This is a genomic window from Neisseria sp. CCUG12390, assembly GCF_047837985.1.
Taxonomy (GTDB): Bacteria; Pseudomonadota; Gammaproteobacteria; order Burkholderiales; family Neisseriaceae; genus Neisseria.
Genome location: NZ_CP181244.1, coordinates 1532985 through 1559219 on the forward strand (window position 1 = coordinate 1532985; position 26235 = coordinate 1559219).

Sequence of the window (26235 nt, forward strand, 5' to 3'; positions counted from 1 at the left end):
AACCAACCTGCAACCTGAATCAAAAGGCCGTCTGAAAACGCAATGATTTTCAGACGGCCTTTTCTTTTATCTTCCAGTATCAGCCTTTTCGCGCACCTTGCAAATACAGCATTTCCAGCGCAATCGTCGCACCGGCCAAGGCAGTGATGTCGGCTTGGTCGTAAGATGGGGCGACTTCGACTACATCCATGCCGACGATATTGATGTCGGTCAGGCCGCGCAGGATTTTCAGGGCGTGGTCGGTGGTCAAGCCGCCGCACACGGGTGTGCCTGTGCCCGGTGCAAAGGCGGGGTCGATGCAGTCAATGTCGAAGGTCAGGTAAACAGGCATATCGCCGACGGTTTCCTTGATTTTGGCGACGGTGGCTTCGACGCTGTCGTCGTTGACCTGCGGTGCGCTCAATACGGTAAACGGCAGGGATTTGTCGTGTTCGGTGCGGATACCGATTTGTACCGAGCGCGACGGGTCGATCAGGCCTTCTTTCGGCGCGGTGTGGAACATGGTGCCGTGGTCGAATTCGCTGCCGTTGGCGTAGGTGTCGGTGTGTGCGTCGAAATGCACCAAGGCGAGTTTGCCGAAATGTTTGGCGTGGGCGCGCAGCAACGGCAGGGTGACGAAATGGTCACCGCCCAAACTCAGGCATTTTTTACCGGCCTGCAGCAGCTTCAGCGCATGGGCTTCGAGTTTTTCGACAAAATCGCGGCTGTCGCCGAAGGAATAGACCAAATCGCCGCAATCGACGATGTTTAAGCGTTCGCGCACGTCGAATGTCCACGGAAAGCGTTTGTGTTCCCAGGTGAGGTTGACGGAAGCGCGGCGGATGGACTCGGGGCCGAAACGCGCACCGGAGCGGCCGGAAACGGCGATGTCGTAAGGAATGCCGGTAATCACCCATTCGGCGTTGCCTTCGTAGGGGTTGAAATCCAGCGGCAGGCGCAGGAAGCCGAAATTATTGGAAACCAGTGAATTGTCGGTTTGTCCGGCAAGGGTGGTGTAGGGTTTCATGTTGTATCCTTTAATTTTCATCGTATGCAGTTTTCAGACGGCTTCACTCAAGTTCTCAACAGGCCGTCTGAAACTTATTCTTCTTCCAGATAAGTATAGCCGTTCAGCCCGATTTCCAGATCTTTCAAAAACGCCATCGCTTGCGAAGCCGGCAAATCGGAATGTTCGATTTGTTCGCGGTAGCGGCGCATGAGTTCTTTCGGATCTTGGTAAACGTATTCCAGCATATCGGCGACGGTGTTGCCCTCGTCGTAATCGACGACTTCGAATTGGTTTTCGCCGTGCACCATCACGTCGATGGTGGTGGTGTCGCCGAACAGGTTGTGCATGTTGCCCAAAATTTCCTGATATGCGCCGACCATGAAAAAGCCCAAAAGCGGCGGATTGTCGGCCGGATAATCGGGCATCGGCATGGTGGTGGCGATGCCGTCGCCGTCGATGTAGTGGTCGATGGTGCCGTCTGAATCGCAAGTGATGTCGAGCAATACGGCGCGGCGGGCGATTTTTTCGTTCAGGCCGGTAATCGGGCAGACGGGGAACAGTTGGTCGATGCCCCACACGTCGGGCAGCGATTGGAACAGCGAGAAATTCACATACAGCTTGTCGGCAAACCGCTCTTGCAATTCGTCGATGATGGTGCGGTGCGAGCGGTGTTTTTCGTTGAAAAGTTCGCCGACTTCGTGGCAGATGTTCAGATAAAGCTGCTCGGCCCACGCGCGCTGCTCCAGGCTCAGCAGGCCGACGTTGTATTGGTTGTGCACATCGGCCAAGTCAAACTGGCTTTCGTGTATCCAGCTTCGCAGCGAACGCTTTTCGCGCGAGGCGAAAATGTCCGTCCACGTTTCCCACATGCTGTGCAGCACGCGCGGATCGTTTTCAGACGGCGCACCCAATTCCTGCGGCGTATAGCGTTCCGCGCCGATGACGTTCGCCACCAGCACGGCATGGTGCGCGGTGATGCCGCGGCCGCTTTCGGTGATGATGGTCGGATGCGGCAGATTATGTTCGCGGCAGGCCTGGCCGATGCCCCACACCACGGTTTCGGCGTATTCGGTCAGGCTGTAATTGACCGAGCAGTCCGATTGCGTGCGGTTACCTTCGTAATCCACGCCCAAGCCGCCGCCCACGTCGAAGCATTGAATGTTCACGCCGAGCTTGTGCAATTCCACATAAAACCGCGCCGACTCGCGCACGCCGGTCGCCACGTCGCGGATATTGCCCAGTTGCGAACCGAGATGGAAATGCAGAAGTTGCAGGCAGTCCAAGCGGTTGTTTTGTTTTAAAACCTCCACCAAATGCAGCACCTGCGAAGCCGACAAACCGAATTTGGATTTGTCGCCGCCCGAAGCCTGCCATTTGCCGGAGCCTTGGGAAGCCAAACGCGCACGCACGCCCAAACGCGGCTTCACGCCCAACTTGGCCGCTTCCTCCAATACCATATCGATTTCGGAGACTTTTTCAATCACCAGATACACCTGATGGCCGAGTTTCTCGCCCATCAGCGCAAAACGGATGTATTCGCGGTCTTTGTAGCCGTTGCACACAATCAGCGTCTGCGTCGTTCCCGCGTGCGCCAACACCGCCATCAGCTCCGCTTTCGAGCCGGCTTCCAAACCGTGCGGCTGGCCGCTGTGTATCAGCGTCTCGATGACGCGGCGGTGTTGGTTGACCTTGATCGGGTACACCAGGCAATAATCGCCGTCATAGCCGAAACCCTGTCTGGCCGTCTGAAACGTCTGATTGATGGAACGCAGGCGGTGTTGCAGGATTTGCGGAAAGCAGAACAAAATCGGCAGCCGCGCGTTTTGCTGCTTCTGCACCGATTCGGCCAGCTTTTGCAGCGACACGATTTTCTCCGGCTCGGCCGGGTTCGGGCGCACGATTACCTCGCCCTTGTCGTCGGTATCGTAATAATTGATGCCCCAATAGCGGATATTGCAGACCTCGCTGATGGTCGGTGCAGCCATAACGGTTCCTTCAGAATAAAATAATTGCACTAAAGCGCGATTATAAAACCAATCCGCCACAGGATACGGATTTTTTGAAAATATTTCGGATACAGAATTGAGTAATTTTCAGACGGCATATACCGCAATCAAAAGGCCGTCTGAAACATTCAGACGGCCTGTATGCCTTAACCGGAAAAGCTTATTCATCCTCGCCTTTGCTGCGGATGACCAGCAGCGGCAGATGGCTTTGGCGCATCACCGTTTCGGCAAAGCTGCCCATCAGCAAATGCATCAGGCCGGTACGGCCGTGCGTACCCAAAACCAGCAGATCCGCACCGTTGGCATCGGCGTAATCCACCAGCTCCTGCGCCATTTCGCGCGCGCCTTTGTTGGCCACCAGCAGGTGTTTCACGATATTGGTTACGCCGTCTTCGCGCGCCGATTTTTCGGCGAACTCCAACACTTCGTTGCCCTGCGCCACGGCTGCGGCTTCGTAGCTTTCGTGCTGCAGAAATTCGGGAGCCAAAGCCATGTATTCGGCAGGATTGGCAACGTGCACCAAAGTCAGGCGCGCTTCGTTGGCACCGGCCAAATCAGCGGCATGCTTCAACGCGTTTAAAGAGGTTTCACTGCCGTCGACGGCAACCACCAAATGCTTATACATTGTCATCTCCTTATGAAGGCCTTTTTGCGGCACGATATTGTTCAAGTGATGGGATTATAGACTGTTCCTTCGGCTTTATACAACAGCCTTGACGCTTGAAGTATAATACGCCTTCGGCTTTTTGCGATTAATTTTTACGCCGCCCCGCTATCTTTTCATTCATTTTTTGATTTATCACAAGGTTGACTATGTCCGAGATTGATTCCCTGCCGTCACGCCGTTTCGGCGGCATTGCCCGATTGTACGGCGACGAGGCTTTGCAACGCTTTAATCAGGCACATGTGTGCGTGGTCGGCGTGGGCGGCGTCGGTTCGTGGGCGGTGGAAGCGTTGGCGCGCAGCGGTATCGGGCATTTAACCCTGATTGATTTGGACAATGTCGCTGAATCGAATGTCAACCGCCAGCTCCACGCGCTTACCGATGATTTCGGCAAGGCCAAAGTGACCGCGCTGCACGAGCGCATCCTGCAAATCAATCCGGCCTGCGAAGTGGTCGAAATCGAAGATTTCGTGACAGAAGAAAACCTGCCCGAACTTTTCAGACGGCCTTTTGATTTTGTCATCGACGCCATCGACCAAGTGCGCGTGAAAGCGGCGATGGCGGCTTATTTTGTGCAACACAAACAGCCGTTTATCCTAAGCGGCGGCGCGGGCGGCCAGAAAAATCCCGCGCTGATTCAGACGGCCGATTTGAGCCGCGTTACCCACGATCCGCTGCTGGCCAACCTGCGTTACACCTTGCGCAAACGCTACGGCTTCAGCCGTGATGTAAAAGACAAAATGCGCGTGCCGTGCGTGTTTTCCACCGAAAACGTTACCCCGCCGCAAACCGCCGAAGCGTGTTCCGCCGATGGCATTTCAGACGGCCTTAATGCCCCGCAGGGTTTGTCGTGCGCGGGCTACGGCGCGAGTATGCTGGTTACGGCCAGTTTCGGTTTATATTGCGCGCAGGCGGCCATCGACCATATCGCAGGTGACAAATGAATACCGCTGAAATGTTGAGGCCGTCTGAAAATGCGAGTGCGGTGGCTTATGTGTTCGGCCAACCCGTCACTGACATTCCGCAAGACCTGTTCATTCCACCCGATGCGCTGAAAGTGGTGTTGTCGAGCTTTCAGGGGCCGCTGGATTTGCTGCTGTATTTAATCCGCAAGCAGAATATCGATGTATTGGATATTCCGATGATGAAAATCACCGAGCAATATCTGCACTACATCGCGCAAATGGAAGCCTATCAGTTTGATTTGGCGGCGGAATATTTGCTGATGGCGGCCATGCTGATTGAAATCAAATCGCGCCTACTGCTGCCGCGCCCCGAAGAAATCGAAGACGAAGAAGCCGACCCGCGCGCCGAACTGGTGCGCCGCCTGCTGGCCTACGAACAAATGAAACTCGCGGCACAGGGCTTGGACGCGCTGCCCCGTGCCGGCCGTGATTTCGCATGGGCATACCTGCCTTTGGAAATCGCCGCCGAAGCCAAGCTGCCCGATGTCGCCGTGGCCGACCTGACCCAGGCCTGGCTGGGCATTTTGTCGCGCGCGAAACATACGCGCAGTCATGAAGTGGTGCGCGAAGCGATTTCCGTGCGCGCGCAGATGACATCGATTTTACGCCGTCTGAACGAACACGGTTTCAGCCGTTTCTCCGCCCTTTTCAAGCCCGAACAGGGTGCGGCCTATGTGGTGGTCAACTTCATCGCGCTTTTGGAATTGGCCAAAGAAGGCTTGGTGCGGATTGTTCAGGAAAGCGGTTTCGGCGAAATCGAAATCCATCTGAAACACGATGCAACCGAGCAAACGGAGCCGCAAGAAACATTTTCAGACGGCCTTGAAGCGGACAATCCATAAAAAAAATTGTAAATTTTCGGTCATTTTTGCGGCCAAACGTGTTTTAATACTTCATCAGTCCGGTCAATGAGAACATCTTTATGACTTCACACGCCCCCATTATCCAATCGCTGCTGGATACCGATTTATACAAATTCACCATGCTGCAGGTGGTGTTGCACCAATTCCCTCAAACCCACAGCCTCTACGAATTCCGCTGCCGCAACAAAGAAATGGTCTATCCGCTGGCCGACATTCGCGAAGAGCTTGAACGCGAATTGGAAGCCTTGTGCCAACTGCGTTTTACCGAAGACGAATTGGCTTATTTGCGCAATCTGCGCTTTATCAAAAGCGATTTCGTCGATTATCTCGAGCTGTTCCAACTCAAACGCCGTTTCGTCAAAGTCAGCGCCGACGAACAAGGCCGTCTGAACATCCGCATCGAAGGACCGATGATTCAGGCGATGTTTTTTGAAATCTTCATTCTCGCTATCGTCAACGAACTCTTCTTCCGCCGCCTGGAAACGCCCGAAGTCTTGGCCGAAGGCGAACGCCGCCTGCAAACCAAAGTCGAATTGCTGAAAAAAATCTCCGCCGAGCAAGACCCGTCTGACCCGCCGTTCCTGATTTCCGATTTCGGCACGCGTCGCCGCTACAATCTTGCGTGGCAGGAACACGTCGTCCGCACGCTCAACAACGCCGTTCCGCACATCGTGCGCGGCACCAGCAACGTTTACCTGGCCAAAAAACTCAACATCACCCCCATCGGCACGATGGCGCACGAATTCATGCAAGCGTTCCAGGCATTGGACTTCCGCCTGCGCAACTCGCAAAAAGCCGCCCTCGAAGCATGGGTACACGAATACCGCGGCGACTTGGGCATCGCGCTGACCGACGTGGTCGGCATGGACGCTTTCCTGCGCGATTTCGACCTCTACTTCGCCAAACTTTTCGACGGCCTGCGCCACGACAGCGGCGATCCGTATGTGTGGGGCGACAAAGCCTACGCGCATTACAAAAAGCTCAAAATCGACAGCCACACCAAAATGCTGACGTTTTCAGACGGCCTCGACATCGAAAAATCATGGGCCTTGCACCAGTATTTCAAAGACCGTTTCAAAACCAGCTTCGGCATCGGCACCAACCTTACCAACGACATGGGACACACGCCGCTCAATATCGTGTTGAAACTGGTCGAATGCAACGGCCAATCGGTTGCCAAGCTGTCCGACTCCCCGGGCAAAACCATGACCACCAACGACACCTTCCTTGCTTATTTGCGCCAAGTGTTTGAAGTCCCAGAACCGGAAGCGGACAATAAATAAGCCGCATCATAAAGGCCGTCTGAAAAAGATTTTTAGACGGCCTCTGAACTTTGCAAAAAAGAAAAAGTACCACCGCCGTCATTCCGTATATCAGGAGCAGCATGATAATCCGATTCGGTCAACGTTTTGATGTACCGAATAGCAGACGACCAAACGGTTCCGGCAAAATACTTGGGCACAGACATTCCATTTACAAAAAAGCCGTCTGAAAATTTTCAGACGGCCTTTCCGGCTTCTATATCACATCAATCACGACGCGGAAGTTCTGCTTCGGTCAACGGTTTGATGTACCAAATATCGCGGCAGTAATCGGCAATCGAGCGGTCGGACGAGAAGAAGCCCATATTGGCGATGTTCACCAGTGCCGAACGGTTCCAAGCGGCTTTGTCTTTGAAATGCGCATCGGCTTTGGCCTGCGTATCGACATAGCTGCGGAAATCGGCCATCAGCTGGTAATGGTCGCCGCTTACCTGCAACACGTCGCTGTAGCGCGACGGTTCTTCCGGCGAGAACGTGCCGTGGCTGATTTGGTTGACCACGCGGCGCAGATCGTTGTCCTGCTCGATGTAGCTCAGCGGATCGTAGCCGTTGCGGCGGATTTCCTCCACCTGCTCGACGGTATTGCCGAAGATGTAGCAGTGTTCTTCGCCGACTTTATCCAAAATCTCTACATTGGCGCCGTCCAGCGTACCCATGCAGACCGCGCCGTTCAACGCAAACTTCATGTTGCTGGTACCCGATGCTTCCGTACCCGCCAATGAAATCTGTTCGTGCAGGTCGGCGGCGGGAATGATGATTTGCGCCAGGCTCACGCTGTAGTTCGGGATGAAGACCACTTTAATCAAATCGCGGATACGGCTGTCGTTGTTGATGACTTTGGCCACATCGTTAATCAGGCGGATGATTTTCTTCGCCATATAGTAGGCGGAAGCGGCTTTACCGGCGAAAATGAATACGCGCGGCTGCCAATCGGCATCGGGGTTTTCCAAAATTTTGTTATAGCGGTCGACGATGTGCATCACATTCAACGCTTGGCGTTTGTACTCGTGGATGCGTTTGATTTGAATGTCGAACAGCGCATCGGGATTGACTTTGATGCCCAATTCGGTTTCGATGTATTTCGCCAAACGTACTTTGGCGGCATGCTTCACTTCGGCAAACTCGGCCTGAACGTCGGTATCATCCGCTTTGTCGTTCAGTTTGACCAAATTGTCCAAATGCAGACGCCAGTCCTGCTCGCCCAAATGCTTGTCCAAGAATGCGGTCAAGGCAGGGTTGGCGATGTTGATCCAGCGGCGCGGGGTTACGCCGTTGGTCACGTTGGTGAAGCGTTCCGGGAAGATTTTGGCGAAGTCGGCAAAAATGGTGTTGACCATCAAATCCGAGTGGATTTTGGCCACGCCGTTGACTTTGTGCGAACCGATCACGGCCAGCCAGCCCATGCGCACCCGGCGGCCGTGCGATTCGTCGATAATCGACACGCGGCTTAAGAATTCGTCGTCAAAATTGCCGATGGCGCGCAAGGCATTCAGGAAATAGGCATTGATTTCGAAAATGATGTCCAGATGGCGCGGCAGCAGACGGCCCATCAATTCGACCGACCATGTTTCCAAAGCTTCGCTCATCAGGGTGTGGTTGGTGTATGAGAACACTTTGCAGCAGATATTCCATGCTTCCGTCCATGCCAGGCCTTCTTCGTCGATCAGGATGCGCATCAGTTCGGGAATCGCCAAGACCGGATGGGTGTCGTTCAAGTGAATCGCCACTTCGTCGGCCAGCGTGCGGATGTTCGGGAAACGGCATTTGTGGCGCGCGATGATGTCTTGGACAGAAGCGGAAACCAGGAAATATTCCTGCTTCAGGCGCAGTTCGCGGCCGCTTTCGGTCGAGTCGTTCGGATACAGCACGCGCGAAATGTTTTCGTCGCTGTTTTGCGCGCGCACGGCAGAAGCATAGTCGCCGCGGTTAAAGTCGGCCAAATCGAACAGGTTGCCGGCATGAGCCGTCCACAGGCGCAGTGGATTGGCTACGTCGCCGCCGTAGCCCGGAATGATTTCATCGTAAGCCCACGCAGAAATCTCCTCGCTCGGATGCCATTCTTTTTTGCTGCCCATGTTCAGCAACTGGCCGCCGAAGCGTACCGCGTATTGCTTGTTCGGGCGGGCAAACTGCCATGCCAAATCCTGATCCAGCCACAAATCCGGTTTTTCAACCTGCTGGCCGTCAACGATTTCCTGCTTAAACATACCGTATTGGTAACGGATGCCGTAGCCCATGGCCGGAATGCGCAAAGTCGCCAGAGAATCCAGGAAACACGCGGCCAAACGGCCCAAGCCGCCGTTACCCAGGCCCGGGTCTTGCTCCTGCTCGCAGACATCGGCGAATTCTTTGCCCAATTGTCTGAACGCTTCTTCAAATTCGGCATACACGCCTTCGTTAATCAGGGCATTGACAAACGAGCGACCCAACAAAAACTCCATCGAAAGATAGTAAACCATGCGTTTGCTGTTTTCGATATGGGCGCGGCGGGTTTTGAGGAAATCCTCGGCAATCAGGTCACGCGCGGCAAGCATGGCGGCATTCAGCCATTGGTGCTCGTCGGCATCTTTCGGGTCAACGCCCAAGATAAAAATCAATTTGTAAACAATGGATTTGCGGATGGTTTCGGCATCCGGTTTCGGCATAACATAATCGTAGCCTGAGATAGGAAGTTTCTGAGCCATGATAGCCTTTCTTTTTCGTGTGTTTTCGACACAGTGATGAAATCATGCCGTCTGAAAAAAGCAGACGGCAAAATGGAAAATCTGTACCGCGGCGGCGGTCATGTTAAAAATCCTGATTCGGTATAAAACTACATATCGGTTGGATACGGCCGGAAAAATGTATGTTTCTATCGTTTTACTTTTTCAGACGGCCTCAGGTTTTTCTTTGGCAGCCGGCAACCGGAATACGCCGAAGTGCTTTGATTTTACATTACGTTCTTTTAAAACTCTATTAAAATCTAAGCTTTATTCTCTTTGCGTAAAACCCAGACACCCATGTGCAACACTTCGCATTGCCCCTCGCCGTGTGCGTAATTAAATTTCCCTGATGGTACGCAAGAAACTTTCCAACGTCCTTGAGGCAGGTTAAACAATTGTGCACTACGTTTGCCGTTAACCAATAACAGCCATTCATCATCCAATAAAACCTGCATGGCTTTTGCGCTGTGGTTGTGCCAGTCGGATTCCGCCATTTCCAGGCCGTCTGAATTCAGCCATACCGCTCGGTCTTTCCCCCACCATGAATCCGACGCCAGCAATCTGATTTGTTTGCGGACATGAACCAATTCCCGTACGTAATCCTGCAAAACGTGTTTTTCAGACGGCCAGTCCAGCCATGTGGTTTCATTGTCTTGGCAGTAGCCGTTGTTGTTGCCCTGCTGGCTGTTGCCGAACTCGTCTCCGGCCAGCAGCATCGGCGTGCCTGCGGATAAAAACAGCGAAGCCAATAACGCTTTGGCGGTGTATTCGCGCGACTCAAGCACAACGGCATCGTCGGTTGCGCCTTCGATACCGTGGTTGTAGCTGAAATTTTCATTGTGGCCGTCGCGGTTTTGTTCGCCGTTGGCATCATTATGCTTTTCGTTGTAGCTGACCAAATCCTGCAAGGTGAAGCCGTCGTGCGCGGTGATGAAATTCACACCGGCCGACGGCAGGCGTCCACTGTGGCCGAACACATCGGCAGATCCCGACAAACGCTCGGCAAACACGCCCAAATTGCCGCTCTCCCAATTCCAAAACGCGCGCATATCGTCGCGGAACAAACCGTTCCATTCGGCAAACGGCTGCGGGAATTTACCGACCTGATAACCGTCCGCACCGATGTCCCACGCTTCGGCAATCATTTTGCAGCCGGCCAAAACCGGATCCTGAAACAGCATATTAAAGAAAGAACCATACGTTTTGAAACCCGGCTCGCGGCCTAAAACCGTACCCAAATCAAAACGGAAACCGTCAATGTGGAATTCTTCCGCCCAATAACGCAAACTGTCCATCACCCAGCGGCTGATGTCGCGGTTGGCCACCTTCAGCGTATTGCCGCAACCCGACCAGTTTTCATATTCGAACTGCGCATTCTGCCAATACCACAAGGAATTATCCAGCCCGCGCTGACACAATGTCGGCCCTTTGATATCCTGCTCGGCGGTGTGGTTGTACACCACATCGAGAATGACTTCGATACCGGCCTTGTGCAGGGCTTTGACCGCCTGCTTCAATTCGTTCGCCGCCTCATGCGGATTGGCCGCATAGCCCGGTTCGACGGCAAAATGGGAATAAGTGTTGTAGCCCCAATAATTCGACAAACCCGTTTTCTGAAGATGATATTCGTCCAAATGCTGATGTACCGGCAACAATTCGACTGCGGTAATCCCCAGCCGCTGCAAATACGCAATCACACGCGCATCCGCCAGTGCCCGATAAGTACCGGCATGTTCCAAATCGGGGAACTGTTTGGTCAGACCTTTGACATGCGCTTCGTAAATTACCGTTTCACCCCAAGGTGTATCCGGACGGCGGTCGTCTTCCCAATCGAAATCAGACGGCGGCACCACTACACTTTTCGGCGCGACGGCGGCATTGTCGCGGCCGTCTGAATGATGGAACCATGCCATTTCTTCTTCGCTGCGGTAATGCGGTATGCCGTCAATCTGTTTGGAATACGGATCAACCAGCAGCTTTTGCGGATTGAAAAACGCGCAATACCCGCCCCCGCCTTCCCCGTAGGCGCGGAAACCGTAGCGTTGTCCTACTTTTGCATCGGGCACGAAACCGCAAAACACCGTACCGAACCGGGAAGGCAGTTTCAAACGTGTTTCGGTTTCACCGTCAAACAGACACAATTCGACCGCATCGGCATTAAAGGAAAATACGGCAAAATTCACCCCGCCTTCCTGTGGCGACGCACCCAAAGGATACGGTCGGCCGGGGCGGATTTGCCATTTTGTGTTGTGTGTATGGTTCATTGTTTTTCGTTTTCGGTTTATTTATTTTTAAAGGCCGTCTGAAACAATACTTATCAAGCCGGATTGTGTACGGCAGATGAATTTTCAGACGGCCTGTTTTATCAGAGAACAATTTTCGGGAGACTGCCCTATCTGCCGGCGCAACCAAAGGACAAAGGTATATGGCCGGATTTTACGGTTTCCCCGTTTCCCGCAAAAGGCCGTCTGAAAAAGCTTATCCAATCTTATCCGAACCGCTGTTTCAGACGGCCTCTGAAACAGCGGTTCTCAAGAAAAGCCTATTCTTCCGCAGCTTCTTCCGTAGCGGCCTGCTCTTCCGAAACTTCCGCTTTTTCCGCCGCTTTATACAGATAAACCGTTGCCAGCGGCGGAATTGTCAGCGACAGCGAATGCGCTTTACCGTGCGAACCGGTTTCCTCGCTCGCTACTTCCGCCCCCGCACTCACGCCGCTGCCTTTGTACCGGGTTTGGTCGGAATTCATGATTTCGCGGTACACGCCGGCTTCGTTGACACCGAATCGGTAGTGTTCGCGCACAACCGGCGTGAAGTTGCTGATGACAATCACGCGGTTGCCCTCGCGGTCGCGGCGTTCGAATACGAAGACCGAATTGTTGCCGTCGTCCGTTACCAGCCATTCAAAGCCTTCCGGCCATTGGTCAAGCTGGTACAGCGGCGCGTTGTCGCGGTAAATATGGTTCAAATCGCGCACATAATCCTGCATGCCTTTGTGCCAGCCGCCCGGCTCGTCCAGCAGATACCAGTCCAAACCTTCGTTGTAATTCCACTCGCGGCCCTGTGCGAATTCGTTGCCCATAAACAGCAATTTCTTGCCGGGGAAACCGTACATAAAGCCGTAATACGCGCGCAGGTTGGCAAACTGCTGCCAGCAGTCGCCCGGCATACGCCCCAGCAGCGAATATTTGCCGTGCACCACCTCGTCGTGCGACAGCGGCAGGACGAAGTTTTCGGTGTATTGGTACATCATGGCGAAGGTGATTTTATCGTGGTGGTATTTGCGGTTTACCGGGTCTTCCTTCATGTAGCGCAAGGTATCGTTCATCCAGCCCATGTTCCATTTATAGCTGAAATTGAGACCTTCCTGACGCGTTACGTTGGGGAACGAAGTCGAATCCTCGGCGATTTCGGCCGCGTTCGGCACTTCGGCTTTCAGCATGGTATTGGTGTCGCGCAAAAAGGCGATGGCCTCCAGATTTTCATGGCCGCCGTATTGGTTGGGAATCCACTCGCCGTCTTTGCGCGAATAATTGCGGTTAATCATCGACGCAATCGCATCGACGCGCAAGCCGTCGAAACCGAACCGCTCAATCCAATACAAGGCATTGCCCTGCAAAAAGTTTTTCACTTCGTGGCGGCCGAAGTTGTAAATCAGCGTGTTCCAATCCTGATGGTAGCCTTCGCGCGGATCTTCGTGTTCGTACAACGCCGTGCCGTCGAATTTGTTCAGGCCGTGGTCGTCAACGGGGAAATGTCCGACCACCCAGTCAAGAATCACGCAGATACCCGCATCGTGCGCAGCTTTAATCAGGGCGCGCAATTCGTCGGGCGAACCGAAACGGCTGGTCGGTGCGTAAAGCCCCGTCGCCTGATAGCCCCACGAGCCGTCAAACGGGTATTCCGAAATCGGCAGCAGTTCGATGTGGGTGAAGCCCATGTCTTTAACATAGGAAACCAGTTCGGTGGCCAACTGCTCGTAGGTCAGCCAGAAGTTGTTTTCGGGATTGCGCCGCCACGAACCCAAATGCACTTCGTAAATGCTGATGGGCGCGTCAATGGCGTTGGCACGGGCGCGGAATTCGGGTTCGGCCACCTTGTCGGGCAAACCGCGCACCACCGAAGCCGTGCCCGGGCGCAATTCCGCACCGAAAGCGTAAGGGTCGGTTTTCTGACGCACATTGCCGTGCACGTCGCGGATTTCGAAGCGGTACAAATCGTTCAGCTTCACGCCCGGAATGAAAATATCCCAAATGCCGTTGTCGCGGTGGAAACGCATCACATGGCGGCGGCCGTCCCAGCAGTTGAATTCGCCGATGACGGAAACGCGCTGCGCATTCGGCGCCCACACCGCAAAACTCACGCCTTTCACACCGTCCACTTCGGCAAAATGCGCGCCCAACGTTTCATACGGCCTCAAATGTTTGCCCTCGGCCAGCAGCCACGAATCCATATCCTGCAAAGCCGAACCGAAACGGTAAACGTCTTCCTCGCGCACCGCTTCGCCCGCTTCGCTGTATTTCACGCTCAAGGCATAATCGGGGGCGTTTTCCGGCAAGACCGCGACGAAAAATCCGCGTCCGTCTATTTTTTCAGACGGCCTGATGAGCGTGCCGTCATGACGGTTGACGATGTCCACGCCGAACGCATCGGGAATCAGCGTGCGCACGACTTCGCCGCCCTCCGGCAAACGGTGCCGACCCAGATAGGCGAACAAATCGTTATGCGTGGCAAGAAACAGGCTGTCGATTGTGTCGCGTTCGACCGAATCCAACGGATGATAAGCTTTAGGTTGGCTGTTTTTATTCATGCGTACCTCGTCAATCATGGCAAGTTGTCCGCTCATTACGCGGTGGTTGGGGAAATCTTCCAGCAAAACCGGCATTTTGCGCGCCCAATTCGGGTAGCCGTCGGCCACGCCCGGCACATTCAGATTATCGGTCATGCCCAGCAGGTTTTCCAGTTGCACGGCAAACAGTCTGCACTGGGTCATGGCTGCATAACGGTGTACCGCACCCATCAAGGTTTCCGTCATTTCAGACGGCATATCCGAATCCTCGGGAAGGCAATGCGTTGCTTTCAGTTTGGACAACAAATCGGCTTTGTCGCGTTCACGCTGCTGCAATGCCGTCTGAAACGCTTCGCCGCCGGCAAGCGTACCCAAACGGCGCATGGTTTCCAAATCCTTACCCGTCCAATAGGCCGCCAGCGGCGCGACATCGTGCGTGCTGACCACCGCCAAAGCCTGCGGCGGGTAATCCTGAGGAAATTCAAAGCCTTGCCGATTTTTACTGAAATACACCACTTTATAAGAATAAACCTGATAGCGGTAAAGCAGCTCCCGTGCCTGGTCGGGAACCGTCCCCAAATCCTCGCCGATGACCACGCAGCGGTTGCGTTGGCTTTCCAACGCCAAAATGGCAAACATCACTTCGGCATCATAATGCACATACGCGCCGTGATCGGCGGTTTGACTGCCCACCACCCACCACAGGCGGCACAGGGCCATCACATGATCGATGCGCAACACACCATACAAGCGCATGTTTTCGCGTAACAGGCGGGCGAATTTTTCATAGCCGCTGCGCTTCAAAACCTGCGGATTGAGCGGCGGCAGATTCCAGTTCTGACCGCTTGGTCCCAGCGGATCGGGCGGCGCGCCGACCGACATGTCCATGCAGTAATCGCAGCGGTTGAGCCAAGTATCCGAACTGCCGCGCGCCACACCGACCGCCAAATCGCCGTAAATCCCGAGTTCTACCCCGTGCTGCGCCGCCGCGGCGTTCACTTCGACCAACTGCTGCACACACAGCCATTGCAGCCACATATAAAAACGGATTTCGCGCTCATGGCTTTCGGCAAAATCCCGCACCGCTTCGCTTTGCGGGTTTTGATATTCAGACGGCCACGCTGTCCAACCGATTTCTTCAGGCTGCCCGTAATATTGGTCCAAGGCCTCGAAAAGGCCGAAACCGCGCAAGGCTCCGCCCTTTTCCGCTACGAATGCCGCAAACGCTTCGCGCTCGCTCTGTGCTTCTTCACATTTTTCTTTTTCAAATGCGTCAAACGCCAGTTGCAGCGCATCGCGTTTGAACGCCCAAACCGCGGTATAGGCCACGTTGTCGGTTGCACGCAAAGCCTCGATACGCTGGCGGACATTGTCCCGGCTCAGCCACTCCCCGGCTTTTTTTCCATAACGGAACGCACCGACCCTCTCCACGTCCAAATAAATCGGATTCAGCCATTCGCGCGACGACGGGCTGTACGGGCTGGCAAACGAAGGGCGGGCGGTAAACAGTGCATGAAGCGGGTTGATGCCGACAAAATCCAGTTTCTTTTCAGCGGCAAACGCCATCAAACCGGCCAAATCGGTAAAGTCACCGACACCCCAGTTGCGATCCGAACGAAGGCTGTAAAGATGCAGGGTCAGGCCGTTCATCCGCAGGCCGTCTGAAAGTGCTTGCGGCCGGTAAACCGTTTTCGGCGCAACAATCAGGCGCACTTGCCGAACCGACGTGCCCGTATGTGCCGAAAGTACATAATAGCCTGCCGGCAATTCGGGCAGCCTCACCGACACGCCGTTGTCTGCTCCCCCGACCGCCAAAACCGAGCATTCGCCCGCTTCATTCTCCAAGCGGCAGTGTTCTGCCGCCATCAGTTCAGACGGCAAAACGATGCTTTGCGCCGTATGTTCGCGCACCACTAAAGTATCGGCAAAAAGGCCGTCTGAAACATGACCGTCCTGCAAAGACCTAAAAATCGACTGCAACACTTCGGGAGCGGTTTGGCGGTAAACACCGTCAATATCGTAAAAACCTGAAGCAATGCCTTTTTCAGCCGCTTGCGTTTCTAATGAATCCATCGCTCAAATCTACCGTTGCCGTTAATAATAAGGAAGACACTTATCTTAATATAGATTCGGCAGGCGAAAAAATGTAATTGGACGTAGCCTGCCGGCAGAACCGACTTTTATGAACCTGATTTGATTCAAGCCAAGATTTTGCATAATTTTCAAGAAATTGTCGTTTTTCCGCATAAGACATGCCAAAGGCCGTCTGAAACGTTTGACAACCAGGTCAAAACTTTTCAGACGGCCTTTGCTGTTTTCTCCGGCTTAGTGGTGATGGCCGTGCGCGCCGTGCACATGACCGTGTTCGATTTCCTCCGCAGAAGCCTCGCGGATACCGTCGACAGTCGCTTTGAACAATACTTTCATACCGGCCAAAGGATGATTGCCGTCAACCACGGCTTTACCGTCGGCCACATCGGTCACGCGGTAAATCAATACGTCGCCGGTTTCCGGATCATCGGCTTCAAACATCATGCCGACTTCCACTTCGACCGGAAACACGCCGACATCTTCGATGCGCACCAATTCCGGATCCTGTTCACCGAACGCATCATCGGGCGATAACGCGACTTCTACCGTATCGCCGATGTCTTTGCCGTGCAAAGCCTCTTCGACCAAAGGGAAAATACCGTCGTAACCGCCGTGCAGATAGGCGATAGGCTCTTCGGTTTTGTCCAGTAATTGGTTATTGGCATCGTACATTTCGTAATGCAGGGATACCACAGAATTTTTAGCAATCGCCATTTTGTCGTCCTTGTTTGGATTTAGGGTTAACGGATTTATAGCGAGGCATTTTAACACAGGGCAGACACAGTGAAACGCGTCATTATCGTTTTTTCCGAATCACGGCAAAACCTCCGTACCGTAAACCTCAATCACACCGACATTCGGCAGGTCGTCAATCAGACTTCTCCCTGCTTTTTAAAAAAGTAAATTCATGTTTCCTTTACGCAACAAACAGAAATGATTTTATTATAAATTAACCTAAATTAAATAAATTCATCAATATGTAACAATTGCCTGTATAGTTACTGTAAAAATTAAGGGTAATATATTGATATTAAACAATTTTACATAAATTATCAATTTAAACCGGCCTTATTCTTCAAATTTTTCAGGAACTATTTTGTTACTTCGCCAAACTAAGTAACTCATTCCACGTGTTCTCTTAATTGCCTGCCGTTGCATTGTAATATGCGCTTAGGGCATAATTAGGAAAATTCAGTAATGAATTTCTACTTGTAGAGACCGCTTGCGGTCGTTTTTTTGGTTATTTTTTAAATCGATTTATTAAAGAAGGTCATAAAATGAAAAATTCATTGTTTGCTGCTGCTTTGTTATCTTTGGCTCTGGCTGCCTGCGGTGGCGCCGAAACTCCTAAAGAAGCTGCTGCTTCTGCCGCTTCTATGGCTACCGAAGCTGCTGCTTCTGCCGCTGAAGCTGCTGCTTCTGCTGCCGAAGCCGCTGCTTCTGCCGCTACCACAGCAACTGCCGAAGCCGCTTCTGAAGCTTCTGCTGCCGCTACCGAAGCCGCTTCTGCTGCTGCCGTAGCTACCGAAGCCGCTGCTTCTTCTGCTGAAGCTGCTGCTTCTGCCGCTGCCTCTGCTGCAAAATAATAGTTTTGAAATACGCGAAAAGCAGGATACTTCCGGTATCCTGCTTTTTTTACATTCGCTTTTTCTTTTCAGACGGCCTGAAATCTTTCTAAGACTCCGGATTCACATGCCGTCCAAACGCAGGGGCTGTCTCAGCCTAATCCGGATTTGCGTTATAATTCTGATCCCATAACCACAAAATCATATCATCCGGCACAGACAGTATGCACACCAACCTGCCCTCCGCACTGCAAACCTTCTTAGACACCTCGGAAATTATAGAACCGACGCCGTCCCTTATCATCGACCAACGCCGCCGTTTCACTTCAACGCCCGACATCGTCCTGCAACCGAATTCCGTAGCCGGAGTGCAAAACATCCTGCGCTTTTGCCATGAACACCGCATTACCGTTACCCCCCAGGGCGGCAATACCGGCTTGTGCGGTGCGGCGGTTGCCCGTCAAGGCGTATTGCTCAATCTTTCCAAGCTCAACAAACTGCGCGAAATCAATTTAGCCGACAACAGCATGACGGTCGAAGCCGGTATGATTCTGCAACATGCCCAAGAAGCCGCAGACAAAGCCGGGCGTTTGTTTCCCTTAAGTTTGGCCAGCGAAGGTTCCTGCCAAATCGGCGGCAACATCGCCTGCAATGCCGGCGGCCTAAACGTATTGCGCTACGGATCCATGCGGGATTTGGTCTTGGGGTTGGAAATCGTTCTGCCAAACGGCGAACTGGTTTCCCACCTGCAGCCGCTGCATAAAAACACCACCGGCTACGACTTGCGCCATCTGTTTATCGGCAGCGAAGGCACGCTCGGCGTCATTACCGCCGCTACGTTGAAACTTTTCGCCCGTCCGCAAACCACGGCCACCGCGTGGGTCGGCTTGCCGGATATTGACGCAGCCGTGAAGCTGCTTACCCAAGTCCAAGGCCATTTTGCCGAACGCTTGTGCAGTTTCGAACTCATCAGCCGTTTTGCCTTAGATTTATCATCCGAATTCAGTCGGTTAACCAAGCCTGCCGACGCCGATTGGCATATTTTGCTGGAGCTGACCGACTCCGTTCCCGATACCGGTTTGGCCGGACAGTTGGCCGAATACCTCTACGCCCACGGCTATGAAAACAGCGTATTGGCGCAATCGGAGCAGGAGCGCCGGGAACTTTGGACTTTGCGCGAAAACATTTCCGCTTCGCAACGCAACTTAGGCACCAGCATCAAACACGACATTGCCACCCCGATTTCCAACGTGGCCGGCTTTGTTACCGAATGCGCCGCTGCGTTGAAAGCGCGTTTTCCCGACATCCGAATCGTCTGCTTCGGGCACTTGGGCGACGGCAGCCTGCACTACAACACCTTCCTGCCCGGCATCATGGGCAACGAAGTCTATGAATACGAAGACATCATCAACACCATCGTTTACGAACATATTCTGAAGCACCAAGGCACCATCGCCGCCGAACACGGCATCGGCGAAATCAAAAACCACTGGCTTCCCCGCGTGCGCACCGAATCCGAAATCTCCTTGATGCGTGCCGTCAAAGCCCAACTGGATCCGCACGGCATCATGAATCCGGACAAGCTGCTGCCCTGAATATTTTGCTTAAAAGGCCGTCTGAAAATCATATTTCAGACGGCCTTTGCTTAAATTTTAAGCATAATTTTTTTCTTGTTCAAATACAGTCCACAAACCAGTTTATCCACATGATTCGCACACCATCACACACTTTAACCACGGATTTCCGGTCAACCTTACCCTTCAATACAGGCCGTCTGCGCGTCGGAAATCCGCAATAAAATGCCGTCTGAAAACGTGTATTACGCTTGACGGCCCTGCTGCTTTTTGCATAGAAATCCGCCTGCCCATTTTTTAGACAATCCGATTTTTTTGTTTGATTTCAATACACAACCCTGATTATCCACAACAGGATTCACACAAAGCAGGGATAACTGTACTTTTGTTAAGCGGATATAAGCCCGGCAAATTCCAACATCCCTGCCCGTCGTTTCCTCCCGACCGGAAAATGACGGATTGTGCAAAGCCGTCTGAAAACATTTTCAGACGGCCTCGTTCAATCAAACGGCTTTTTCTGCCAATAAAACTTGTCCCGTTTCAGACGGCCTTGAAACACTTCTCCGCCACCGCCCAATTCAAACACCAGCGCACCCGACAAATCCGTGCGCAGCAGCTCTGCTCCGTGAGCTGCCACTTTGTTCCGCACCGCTGCCGTCGGGTGGCCGTAGCTGTTGGCATAGCCGCTTGAGGCCACTGCATACTCGGGCGACACCGCATTCAGAAACGCACCTGCGCTGGCGGTATTGCTGCCGTGATGCCCCAAAACCAAGACCTGGCTGTAAAGCGCATCCCCGTATTTTTCCGCCAAATCCAGTTCGCCTTTCTGCCCCATGTCTCCCGTCACCAAGAAAGCCTGACCGCCTGCGACCGCGCGCAGCACGCAGCTTTGCTCGTTATCGTCTTCCGAATATTTTTCAGACGGCCTCAACAATTCAAACTGCACCCCATCCCACTCCCATTGCGATTCGCGGCAAAATTCGGCTTGGAGATAAAATTCCGGCTGCCCGGCCAGAATTTCAGACGGCCTCAAATGGCTGACCGCCGGATAGCCGCCGTCGTGATCGGTATCGTGGTGCGACAAAACCAGCTTGTCCAGCCGCCTCACACCTAGGGCACTCAAACTCGGCACAATGCCCGCTCCCGCCGCCTGCGCCGTGCCGGTATCGAAAAGAAGATTGTGATTGCGCGTCTGCATCAACACCGACAGCCCCTGCCCCGCGTCCCACACCCACACTTTCAGACGGCCTTCCGGCAAGGGCTGCAAACGGTAAAACACAAACCCGGCCAACACCAGCCAAGCCCACGCCTTCAGCCCCGTACCGCGCGGCAGCAGAATCAGCCATGCCGCCACCATCGCCAAAACAACCAACGGCCACGGTGCGGCGGCCACCGCAAATTCAGGCGAAAAGTCCGCCAGCCGCACCAATAGACGCAGCGTGTATTCGCCCAAAGCCGCCGCCGGCCATTGCAGCGGTGCGAACGGCAAGGCGGAACCGAGCAGCGCCAGCGGTGTCAGCACCCAAGAAAACCAAGGAATCGCCACCAGATTCACCAGCGGACTCAACAGCGGCAGCGACGCGAAAAGATAACCCAGCAACACCACCGACAGCAGCGTCGCCGCCCATTGTCCGCGCCAAGCCAGCCGCCAGCCGCGCTCCTTCAGACGGCCTGCCGACGACCCGATTAACGCCGCCACCAAACCGAACGACAGCCACAAGCCCACACCCAGTGCCGCCGACGGATCAAACAGCAACACCGCCGCCAACGCCTGCCACCAGCCCGTCCACGGCGACAAGCCGCCGCCGCGCCACCACGCATACGCAAAGGCGGCCAACATCAATACGCTGCGCTGCGTCGGCACGCCGAATCCGGCCAAGCCCGCATACAGCAAGGCACCCAGCACGCCGCCGGCCAACACCCACAGCTTCGGCCGCTTCGGTACGAAAGACAGGGTGCGCAGCAGCAGTTTCACCAAAAAACCGCACCACACCGCCACCATCGTTACATGCAATCCCGAAATGCTCACCAGATGCGTCAGCCCCAAAGGCCGGAACGCCTGCCACAATTCGGTGCGCAAGGCCGACTGTTCGCCGATGCCCAAAGCGCACATCAAAGCGATGCCGTCTGAAAAATCATGGCCGTAAAGATTTGTCTGCTGCCAATTGCGGCTGATGCGTTCGCGCCAGACCGTCATATTCAGACGGCCTGCCCCCTCCAGCGGCACCCTGCCCTTTCCCAGCGAACCCATGCCGTCCACACCGTTGGCCAACGCCCATGCTTCGCGGTTCAGCCCGCGCAGATTCACTTCGCCCACCGCCGGCCGCACCCGCGCCGACACCCGCCAGCGGCTGCCCACCGGCCAATCGCGCAATTGGTAATCCGACAGCATCAGCCGGTATTCCCTGCCGCCCTTGTCCCAAGCCCGTGCCGCAAACTGTACCCGACGCTCGTCGCGGCGCGGCAGATCGTCCACCTCGACCGTTAAAGCCGCGCTGCCCGTTTGCGCCAAAGGCCATTGCCGCGCCAAGGCGGATTCCGTCCGCCATACGCCGTAAGCCGTGCCGGCCAATACGCACAACACCGCCATCAACGGCTTCCACCGCCAAGCCGCCGCCAACAAAATCCCTGCCGCCGACAGCCACGCCCACAAAGGCGGTACGGCAGGCAGAGCAAACGAAACCAAAACCCCGAATACCCAACACGGCAACCCGTAACGCAACATAAAACAGTTTTCCTTGTAATAGTTTTATTATGATAAATTAGAAATCTGCCTGTGCCTATAAAAATGCCGTCTGAAAATGTTCAGACGGCATCCGCAAATCATGTCCGACAAAAACGGCGCAAGCAGGCCACCAATCCCATTATCGGCGTTCCTTAAACACAAACCCCTGAAATTCCAAGATTTCAGGAGTTTGCAGTTTTAAACTTATCGCTCGGAAATTCCCGATTTATTGACCGCCTTTATCCGCCTTGCCCGCCCAATACGAAGCCAGCAGCGAACCGGAAATATTGTGCCACACGCTGAACAGCGCGCTGGGTACGGCCACGAGCGGCGCGGCGGCAAAGTGTGCCGCCGCCAGAGCCGCGCCCAAACCCGAATTCTGCATCCCGACTTCGATGGCCAATGTTTTTTGTGCGTCGTAGGGCAGCTTGAACAGTTTGGCGGCCAAAAAGCCCAAGAGATAGCCGATGCCGTTGTGCAACACCACCACGCCGAAAATCAATAAGCCGCTTTCGACGATTTTGCCTTTGCTCGCACCGACCACCGCGCCGATAATCAGCGCAATGGCGATGACCGAAACCAGCGGCAGCACGCCGACGGCTTTTTCGGTTTGCGTTTTAAACAGCGTGTGCGCAATCACGCCCAATACAATCGGCAGCAGGACGATTTTTAAAATCGAAACGAACATCGCCGTGGCATTGATGTCGAGCATTTCGTTGGCCAGCAGCATAAAAATCATCGGCGTGAAAACCGGTGCCAGCAACGTGGAAACCGAAGTCACGGCCACCGACAAAGCCACGTTGCCGCGTGCCAGATAAGTCATCACGTTCGACGACGTTCCGCCCGGGCAGCAGCCGACCAGAATCACGCCGACGGCGATTTCGGGCGGCAAGTTCAGCAGCTTGACGAGCAGATAGGCGGCGGCCGGCATAATGACGAATTGGGCGATAACGCCGATGACCACGGCTTTCGGGTGTTGCGTGATGATTTTGAAATCCGACGGGCCGAGCGTCAGCCCCATACCGAACATCACCACGCCGAGCAGTAAAGGCACATGCGGCAGCACCCATTTGAAGGTTTCGGGAAAGACAAACGCAATCACGGCGCACAAGGCCGCCCACAGCGCAAAAGTTTTGCCGATAAAACGGCTGATTTGAGTCAGTTTATCCATGCTGATTGTTAACAGTGAAAACGAAAAAACGAGAGCATACCCTTATCCGCAGGATTATGCAAAACAGCAGGCCGTCTGAAAACTTTCGTTTTCAGACGGCCTTCGGGTTGGCTCGGGCAAACGGTTTCGGATGATTTCCGTTCGCCAGTCTGCTTCATCATGACAAAATATAAGGCAATAGCCGAACTCAGCCTTTGGGTTTTCAGACGGCCTGCACCCAATCCGTCAGGCGTGCAGCAGTTTTACCGTATCGGCTGACCGTTCGGCAATCCGATTGCGCAACCAGCGCGCCGCCGGTGCGATTTCGCCGGCAAGCATACCGATTTCGCCGATTTGGCTGTCGCGCAATATGTCTGCCGCCGCACCGTGAAGCCAGACACCGGCCTGAACCGCCTGCTGCGTGTCGATGCCTTGCGCCAGCAGACTGCCGATGATGCCGCTCAGCACATCGCCGCTGCCCGCCGTGGCGAGACCCGCGTTGCCGCTGGCGTTGACGTAAATGCTGCCGTCGGGCGAGGCAACCACGGACTGATGCCCTTTCAATACGGTAACGGCGTTGAACCTGCGGCTGACGGCTTGCGCCGACTGCACGCGGTTTGCCTGAATATCGGCCGTATTGACCTGCAACAATCGGGCGGCTTCGGCAGGGTGCGGCGTGAGCACCAGATTGCCGTGTTGCGCTGCCGCTTCCCGACAGTCTTCGCAACGGGCAAGCAGGGTCAGCGCGTCGGCATCCAATAACAAAGGCCTCTGTGCGGCGTGCCGCAAAATCCGTGCGACGAGTTTGCGCGCCTCTTCCTGCAAACCCAAACCGCAGCCGGCCACCCATGCGCCGATGTCTTCGCGGCGGCACAAATTTTCCGCCGTCGCCAACATGATTTCGGGGCGTTCGGGAATCACGGCAAACGGCAGCGCGTTTTGGTTGAATCCCGCCCAAACCTTGCCGCAGCCCTGATACATGGCCGCCGTCGCCGCCAGCACCACTGCGCCGCTCATCCCTGCCGCGCCGCCGATGATGCCCAGCGTGCCGTAAGTGCCTTTGTGCGATTGGGCATGGCGTTTACGGAACACATCGGGGAAACGGGAGGCCGTCTGAAAAACCGGTTCGGGGTTAAGAATCTGATAAGGTGGATAAATCATGATGATACCGCAGGCGGATTTGGTTAAAATAAAGCGTATGGCAGACGGTTCGGCTCTGCCGCAACACAACCTCCACCATCTTATAAGAAAGAACGCTACGATGAAACAGAAAATCAAAGTTTGGGATTTGCCCACACGCATTTTTCACTGGACGCTGGTCTTGGCCATTGCCTTTATGTGGTACAGCGGCGAGACGGGCGGCAACCTGCTGGCTTGGCACTTGCGCTGCGGCCTGCTGATTTTGGCGTTGGTGGTGTTCCGCGTATGCTGGGGCTTGTGGGGCAGCGATACGGCCAAGTTCGCCAATTTCGTGCGCGGGCCGAAGCAGATTGTGCGCTACCTCAAAGGTGAAATCACGGAAAACGAGCAGCCCGGCCACAATCCGCTGGGCGCGCTGATGGTATTGGCCTTGCTGGGCGCGGTGTCGGTGCAGGTCGTGACCGGCCTGTTTTCACCCGACGACAACACCTTCATCCACAACGGCTATTTGAACAACCTGGTAAGCAGCGACACCGGCGCGGCCATGCGCAAAATCCATTTCGGCTTTTTCAATGTGCTGCTGGCTTTGGCGGCGGTGCACATCATCACGATTTTTGCGTATAAGTTTTTGAAAAAACACAACCTGATTACGCCGATGATGACCGGTTACAAAGAATTGGAAGGCAAGCTGCCGCTGCTGAAATTCGCCGGTTCGGGCAAACTGGTTGCGGCACTCGCCGTGGCCTTGGCCGTCGCGCTGCTGGTGGCAGCCGTCGGTTGAACGTTTGCGACAGAGGCCGTCTGAAAAATCGGCGGTAAAACGCTGTATTCCATCTGCCGCTTTTCAGACGGCCCGTTACCTGTTTTCGGGTTTTACAGTCAACCGTTTTACGGAAAAAATAACGGCAGCGTCGAAACCGCCGAATTTCAAAAGGCCGTCTGAAATTTCAGACGGCCTTTTACCGTTTGTTCAACCGTTGCGCCTTGCCGCAAAAAAATCCTGCAACACGTCTTTGCATGCTTCCGCCAAAATGCCGCCCAAAACCGCGGTATGCTTGTTCAACACACTGTTTTCAAAAAGGTTCAACACGCTGCCTGCCGCGCCGGTTTTCGGTTCGACCGCGCCGAAGATTACCCGTTTCACCCGCGCCTGAATCAGGGCGGAGGCGCACATGGCGCAGGGTTCGAGCGTCACGTACACGTCGCAGCCGTCGAGGCGGTAGTTGCCCGCTGCCGCGCCTGCCTGCGCCAAAGCGCGGATTTCGGCGTGGTGGCTGATGTTGTGGTCGGACACGCAGGTGTTGTGGGCGGCGGCGATGATTCTGCCGTTTTGCACCACCACCGCGCCGACGGGAATTTCGCCCATTTGCGCCGCGATTTTTGCTTGTTCCAAAGCGGCGCGCATGAAGTTTTCCATTTCAGACGGCATGGGAAACACGGCCACGGGCGGATGGTTTTTGACCTGCCGCAGCAGGCCGCTTTTTCGGGATTCGTCCAAATCCGCCGCGTTGATGCCCGACAGCAGGGCTTCGAACTGCCATAAGGTGCTTTGGGTTACGGTCAGTCCGGCGGCTTTGAGCAGTAAAAACGCCTTGACCGAACCGGTTTCGCGCAAATCGGCGAGAGTTTCGATACCGAGTTGGGCGAGTGCGGCGACGGTTTTGGGGGCAAGCGGAAGCGTGGTCAGTTTCATT

At 54.5% G+C, this 26235-nt stretch carries 17 protein-coding genes; 6 read left to right on the forward strand and 11 right to left on the reverse strand.

Annotated elements, in window-relative coordinates; genetic code table 11:
- Nucleotides 1–79: 79 nt before the first annotated feature.
- The 3 genes from speB to ACM67E_RS07240 all read right to left on the reverse strand — a co-directional run bounded on the left by speB (nucleotide 80) and on the right by ACM67E_RS07240 (nucleotide 3619).
- A complete protein-coding gene (gene speB, locus ACM67E_RS07230) occupies nucleotides 80–1006 on the reverse strand; it encodes an agmatinase (protein ID WP_416190794.1) in 927 nt (308 codons plus the stop codon).
- 74 nt (nucleotides 1007–1080) lie between these two features.
- On the reverse strand, nucleotides 1081–2973 hold the full coding sequence (gene speA / locus ACM67E_RS07235; RefSeq protein ID WP_416190795.1) for a biosynthetic arginine decarboxylase: 1893 nt from the start codon (nucleotides 2971–2973) through the stop codon (nucleotides 1081–1083).
- A 181-nt stretch (nucleotides 2974–3154) separates the two neighbouring features.
- A complete protein-coding gene (locus ACM67E_RS07240; RefSeq protein WP_416190796.1) occupies nucleotides 3155–3619 on the reverse strand; it encodes a universal stress protein in 465 nt (154 codons plus the stop codon).
- 188 nt (nucleotides 3620–3807) lie between these two features.
- Between ACM67E_RS07240 and ACM67E_RS07245 the strand changes: the two genes are divergently transcribed.
- The 3 genes from ACM67E_RS07245 (at nucleotide 3808) to pncB (ending at nucleotide 6769) form a co-directional block, all read left to right on the forward strand.
- A complete protein-coding gene (locus ACM67E_RS07245; RefSeq protein ID WP_416190797.1) occupies nucleotides 3808–4602 on the forward strand; it encodes a ThiF family adenylyltransferase in 795 nt (264 codons plus the stop codon).
- An 11-nt stretch (nucleotides 4603–4613) separates the two neighbouring features.
- A complete protein-coding gene (locus ACM67E_RS07250; RefSeq protein ID WP_416192752.1) occupies nucleotides 4614–5465 on the forward strand; it encodes a segregation and condensation protein A in 852 nt (283 codons plus the stop codon).
- 80 nt (nucleotides 5466–5545) lie between these two features.
- Nucleotides 5546–6769 (forward strand): nicotinate phosphoribosyltransferase, encoded by a 1224-nt coding sequence (gene pncB / locus ACM67E_RS07255; RefSeq protein WP_416190798.1) that lies wholly within the window; start codon nucleotides 5546–5548, stop codon nucleotides 6767–6769.
- 245 nt (nucleotides 6770–7014) lie between these two features.
- Here the strand turns inward: pncB and ACM67E_RS07260 are convergent, their stop codons facing one another.
- From ACM67E_RS07260 to ACM67E_RS07275, 4 genes are all read right to left on the reverse strand, one after another.
- A complete protein-coding gene (locus ACM67E_RS07260) occupies nucleotides 7015–9492 on the reverse strand; it encodes a glycogen/starch/alpha-glucan phosphorylase (RefSeq protein WP_416190799.1) in 2478 nt (825 codons plus the stop codon).
- 278 nt (nucleotides 9493–9770) lie between these two features.
- On the reverse strand, nucleotides 9771–11774 hold the full coding sequence (gene glgX, locus ACM67E_RS07265) for a glycogen debranching protein GlgX (RefSeq protein WP_416190800.1): 2004 nt from the start codon (nucleotides 11772–11774) through the stop codon (nucleotides 9771–9773).
- A 278-nt stretch (nucleotides 11775–12052) separates the two neighbouring features.
- A complete protein-coding gene (glgB, locus tag ACM67E_RS07270; protein ID WP_416190801.1) occupies nucleotides 12053–16369 on the reverse strand; it encodes a 1,4-alpha-glucan branching protein GlgB in 4317 nt (1438 codons plus the stop codon).
- Nucleotides 16370–16621: 252 nt separating this feature from the next.
- Nucleotides 16622–17101: an FKBP-type peptidyl-prolyl cis-trans isomerase gene (locus ACM67E_RS07275; RefSeq protein WP_416190802.1), complete on the reverse strand. Its 480-nt coding sequence runs from the start codon at nucleotides 17099–17101 to the stop codon at nucleotides 16622–16624.
- Between the two features lie 563 nt (nucleotides 17102–17664).
- Between ACM67E_RS07275 and ACM67E_RS07280 the strand changes: the two genes are divergently transcribed.
- Complete coding sequence (locus tag ACM67E_RS07280) at nucleotides 17665–17973, forward strand: hypothetical protein (RefSeq protein WP_416190803.1); 309 nt, start codon at nucleotides 17665–17667, stop codon at nucleotides 17971–17973.
- 203 nt (nucleotides 17974–18176) lie between these two features.
- The gene (locus ACM67E_RS07285; protein WP_416190804.1) at nucleotides 18177–19547 is read left to right on the forward strand and encodes an FAD-binding oxidoreductase; all 1371 of its coding nucleotides are present in this window, start codon (nucleotides 18177–18179) and stop codon (nucleotides 19545–19547) included.
- A 478-nt stretch (nucleotides 19548–20025) separates the two neighbouring features.
- On the opposite strand, the gene ACM67E_RS07290 is transcribed toward ACM67E_RS07285, so the two are convergent.
- The 3 genes from ACM67E_RS07290 to ACM67E_RS07300 all read right to left on the reverse strand — a co-directional run bounded on the left by ACM67E_RS07290 (nucleotide 20026) and on the right by ACM67E_RS07300 (nucleotide 24562).
- The gene (locus ACM67E_RS07290) at nucleotides 20026–22251 is read right to left on the reverse strand and encodes a DNA internalization-related competence protein ComEC/Rec2 (protein ID WP_416190805.1); all 2226 of its coding nucleotides are present in this window, start codon (nucleotides 22249–22251) and stop codon (nucleotides 20026–20028) included.
- Nucleotides 22252–22477: 226 nt separating this feature from the next.
- Nucleotides 22478–23422 carry a bile acid:sodium symporter family protein gene (locus tag ACM67E_RS07295; protein WP_416190806.1) on the reverse strand — a complete coding sequence of 315 codons (945 nt, stop codon included), beginning with the start codon at nucleotides 23420–23422 and terminating at the stop codon, nucleotides 22478–22480.
- Between the two features lie 225 nt (nucleotides 23423–23647).
- Complete coding sequence (locus tag ACM67E_RS07300; RefSeq protein WP_416190807.1) at nucleotides 23648–24562, reverse strand: NAD(P)H-hydrate dehydratase; 915 nt, start codon at nucleotides 24560–24562, stop codon at nucleotides 23648–23650.
- Between the two features lie 100 nt (nucleotides 24563–24662).
- Between ACM67E_RS07300 and ACM67E_RS07305 the strand changes: the two genes are divergently transcribed.
- Complete coding sequence (locus ACM67E_RS07305) at nucleotides 24663–25322, forward strand: cytochrome b/b6 domain-containing protein (RefSeq protein ID WP_416190808.1); 660 nt, start codon at nucleotides 24663–24665, stop codon at nucleotides 25320–25322.
- Nucleotides 25323–25511: 189 nt separating this feature from the next.
- Here the strand turns inward: ACM67E_RS07305 and tadA are convergent, their stop codons facing one another.
- Nucleotides 25512–26234, reverse strand: coding sequence for a tRNA adenosine(34) deaminase TadA (tadA, locus tag ACM67E_RS07310; protein WP_416190809.1), 723 nt, complete (start codon nucleotides 26232–26234; stop codon nucleotides 25512–25514).
- Nucleotide 26235 lies beyond the last annotated feature (1 nt).

What these genes read in the sequence shown, in the direction of transcription:
- ACM67E_RS07280 (WP_416190803.1), top strand. Translation starts at nt 17,665, where the DNA reads ATGAAAAATTCATTGTTTGCTGCTGCTTTGTTATCTTTGGCTCTGGCT.
- ACM67E_RS07275 (WP_416190802.1), bottom strand. Translation starts at nt 17,101, where the DNA reads ATGGCGATTGCTAAAAATTCTGTGGTATCCCTGCATTACGAAATGTAC.
- tadA (WP_416190809.1), bottom strand. Translation starts at nt 26,234, where the DNA reads ATGAAACTGACCACGCTTCCGCTTGCCCCCAAAACCGTCGCCGCACTC.
- ACM67E_RS07290 (WP_416190805.1), bottom strand. Translation starts at nt 22,251, where the DNA reads ATGTTGCGTTACGGGTTGCCGTGTTGGGTATTCGGGGTTTTGGTTTCG.
- speA (WP_416190795.1), bottom strand. Translation starts at nt 2,973, where the DNA reads ATGGCTGCACCGACCATCAGCGAGGTCTGCAATATCCGCTATTGGGGC.
- ACM67E_RS07250 (WP_416192752.1), top strand. Translation starts at nt 4,614, where the DNA reads ATGTTGAGGCCGTCTGAAAATGCGAGTGCGGTGGCTTATGTGTTCGGC.
- pncB (WP_416190798.1), top strand. Translation starts at nt 5,546, where the DNA reads ATGACTTCACACGCCCCCATTATCCAATCGCTGCTGGATACCGATTTA.
- glgX (WP_416190800.1), bottom strand. Translation starts at nt 11,774, where the DNA reads ATGAACCATACACACAACACAAAATGGCAAATCCGCCCCGGCCGACCG.
- ACM67E_RS07240 (WP_416190796.1), bottom strand. Translation starts at nt 3,619, where the DNA reads ATGTATAAGCATTTGGTGGTTGCCGTCGACGGCAGTGAAACCTCTTTA.
- ACM67E_RS07285 (WP_416190804.1), top strand. Translation starts at nt 18,177, where the DNA reads ATGCACACCAACCTGCCCTCCGCACTGCAAACCTTCTTAGACACCTCG.
- ACM67E_RS07260 (WP_416190799.1), bottom strand. Translation starts at nt 9,492, where the DNA reads ATGGCTCAGAAACTTCCTATCTCAGGCTACGATTATGTTATGCCGAAA.
- speB (WP_416190794.1), bottom strand. Translation starts at nt 1,006, where the DNA reads ATGAAACCCTACACCACCCTTGCCGGACAAACCGACAATTCACTGGTT.
- ACM67E_RS07300 (WP_416190807.1), bottom strand. Translation starts at nt 24,562, where the DNA reads ATGATTTATCCACCTTATCAGATTCTTAACCCCGAACCGGTTTTTCAG.
- ACM67E_RS07295 (WP_416190806.1), bottom strand. Translation starts at nt 23,422, where the DNA reads ATGGATAAACTGACTCAAATCAGCCGTTTTATCGGCAAAACTTTTGCG.
- glgB (WP_416190801.1), bottom strand. Translation starts at nt 16,369, where the DNA reads ATGGATTCATTAGAAACGCAAGCGGCTGAAAAAGGCATTGCTTCAGGT.
- ACM67E_RS07305 (WP_416190808.1), top strand. Translation starts at nt 24,663, where the DNA reads ATGAAACAGAAAATCAAAGTTTGGGATTTGCCCACACGCATTTTTCAC.
- ACM67E_RS07245 (WP_416190797.1), top strand. Translation starts at nt 3,808, where the DNA reads ATGTCCGAGATTGATTCCCTGCCGTCACGCCGTTTCGGCGGCATTGCC.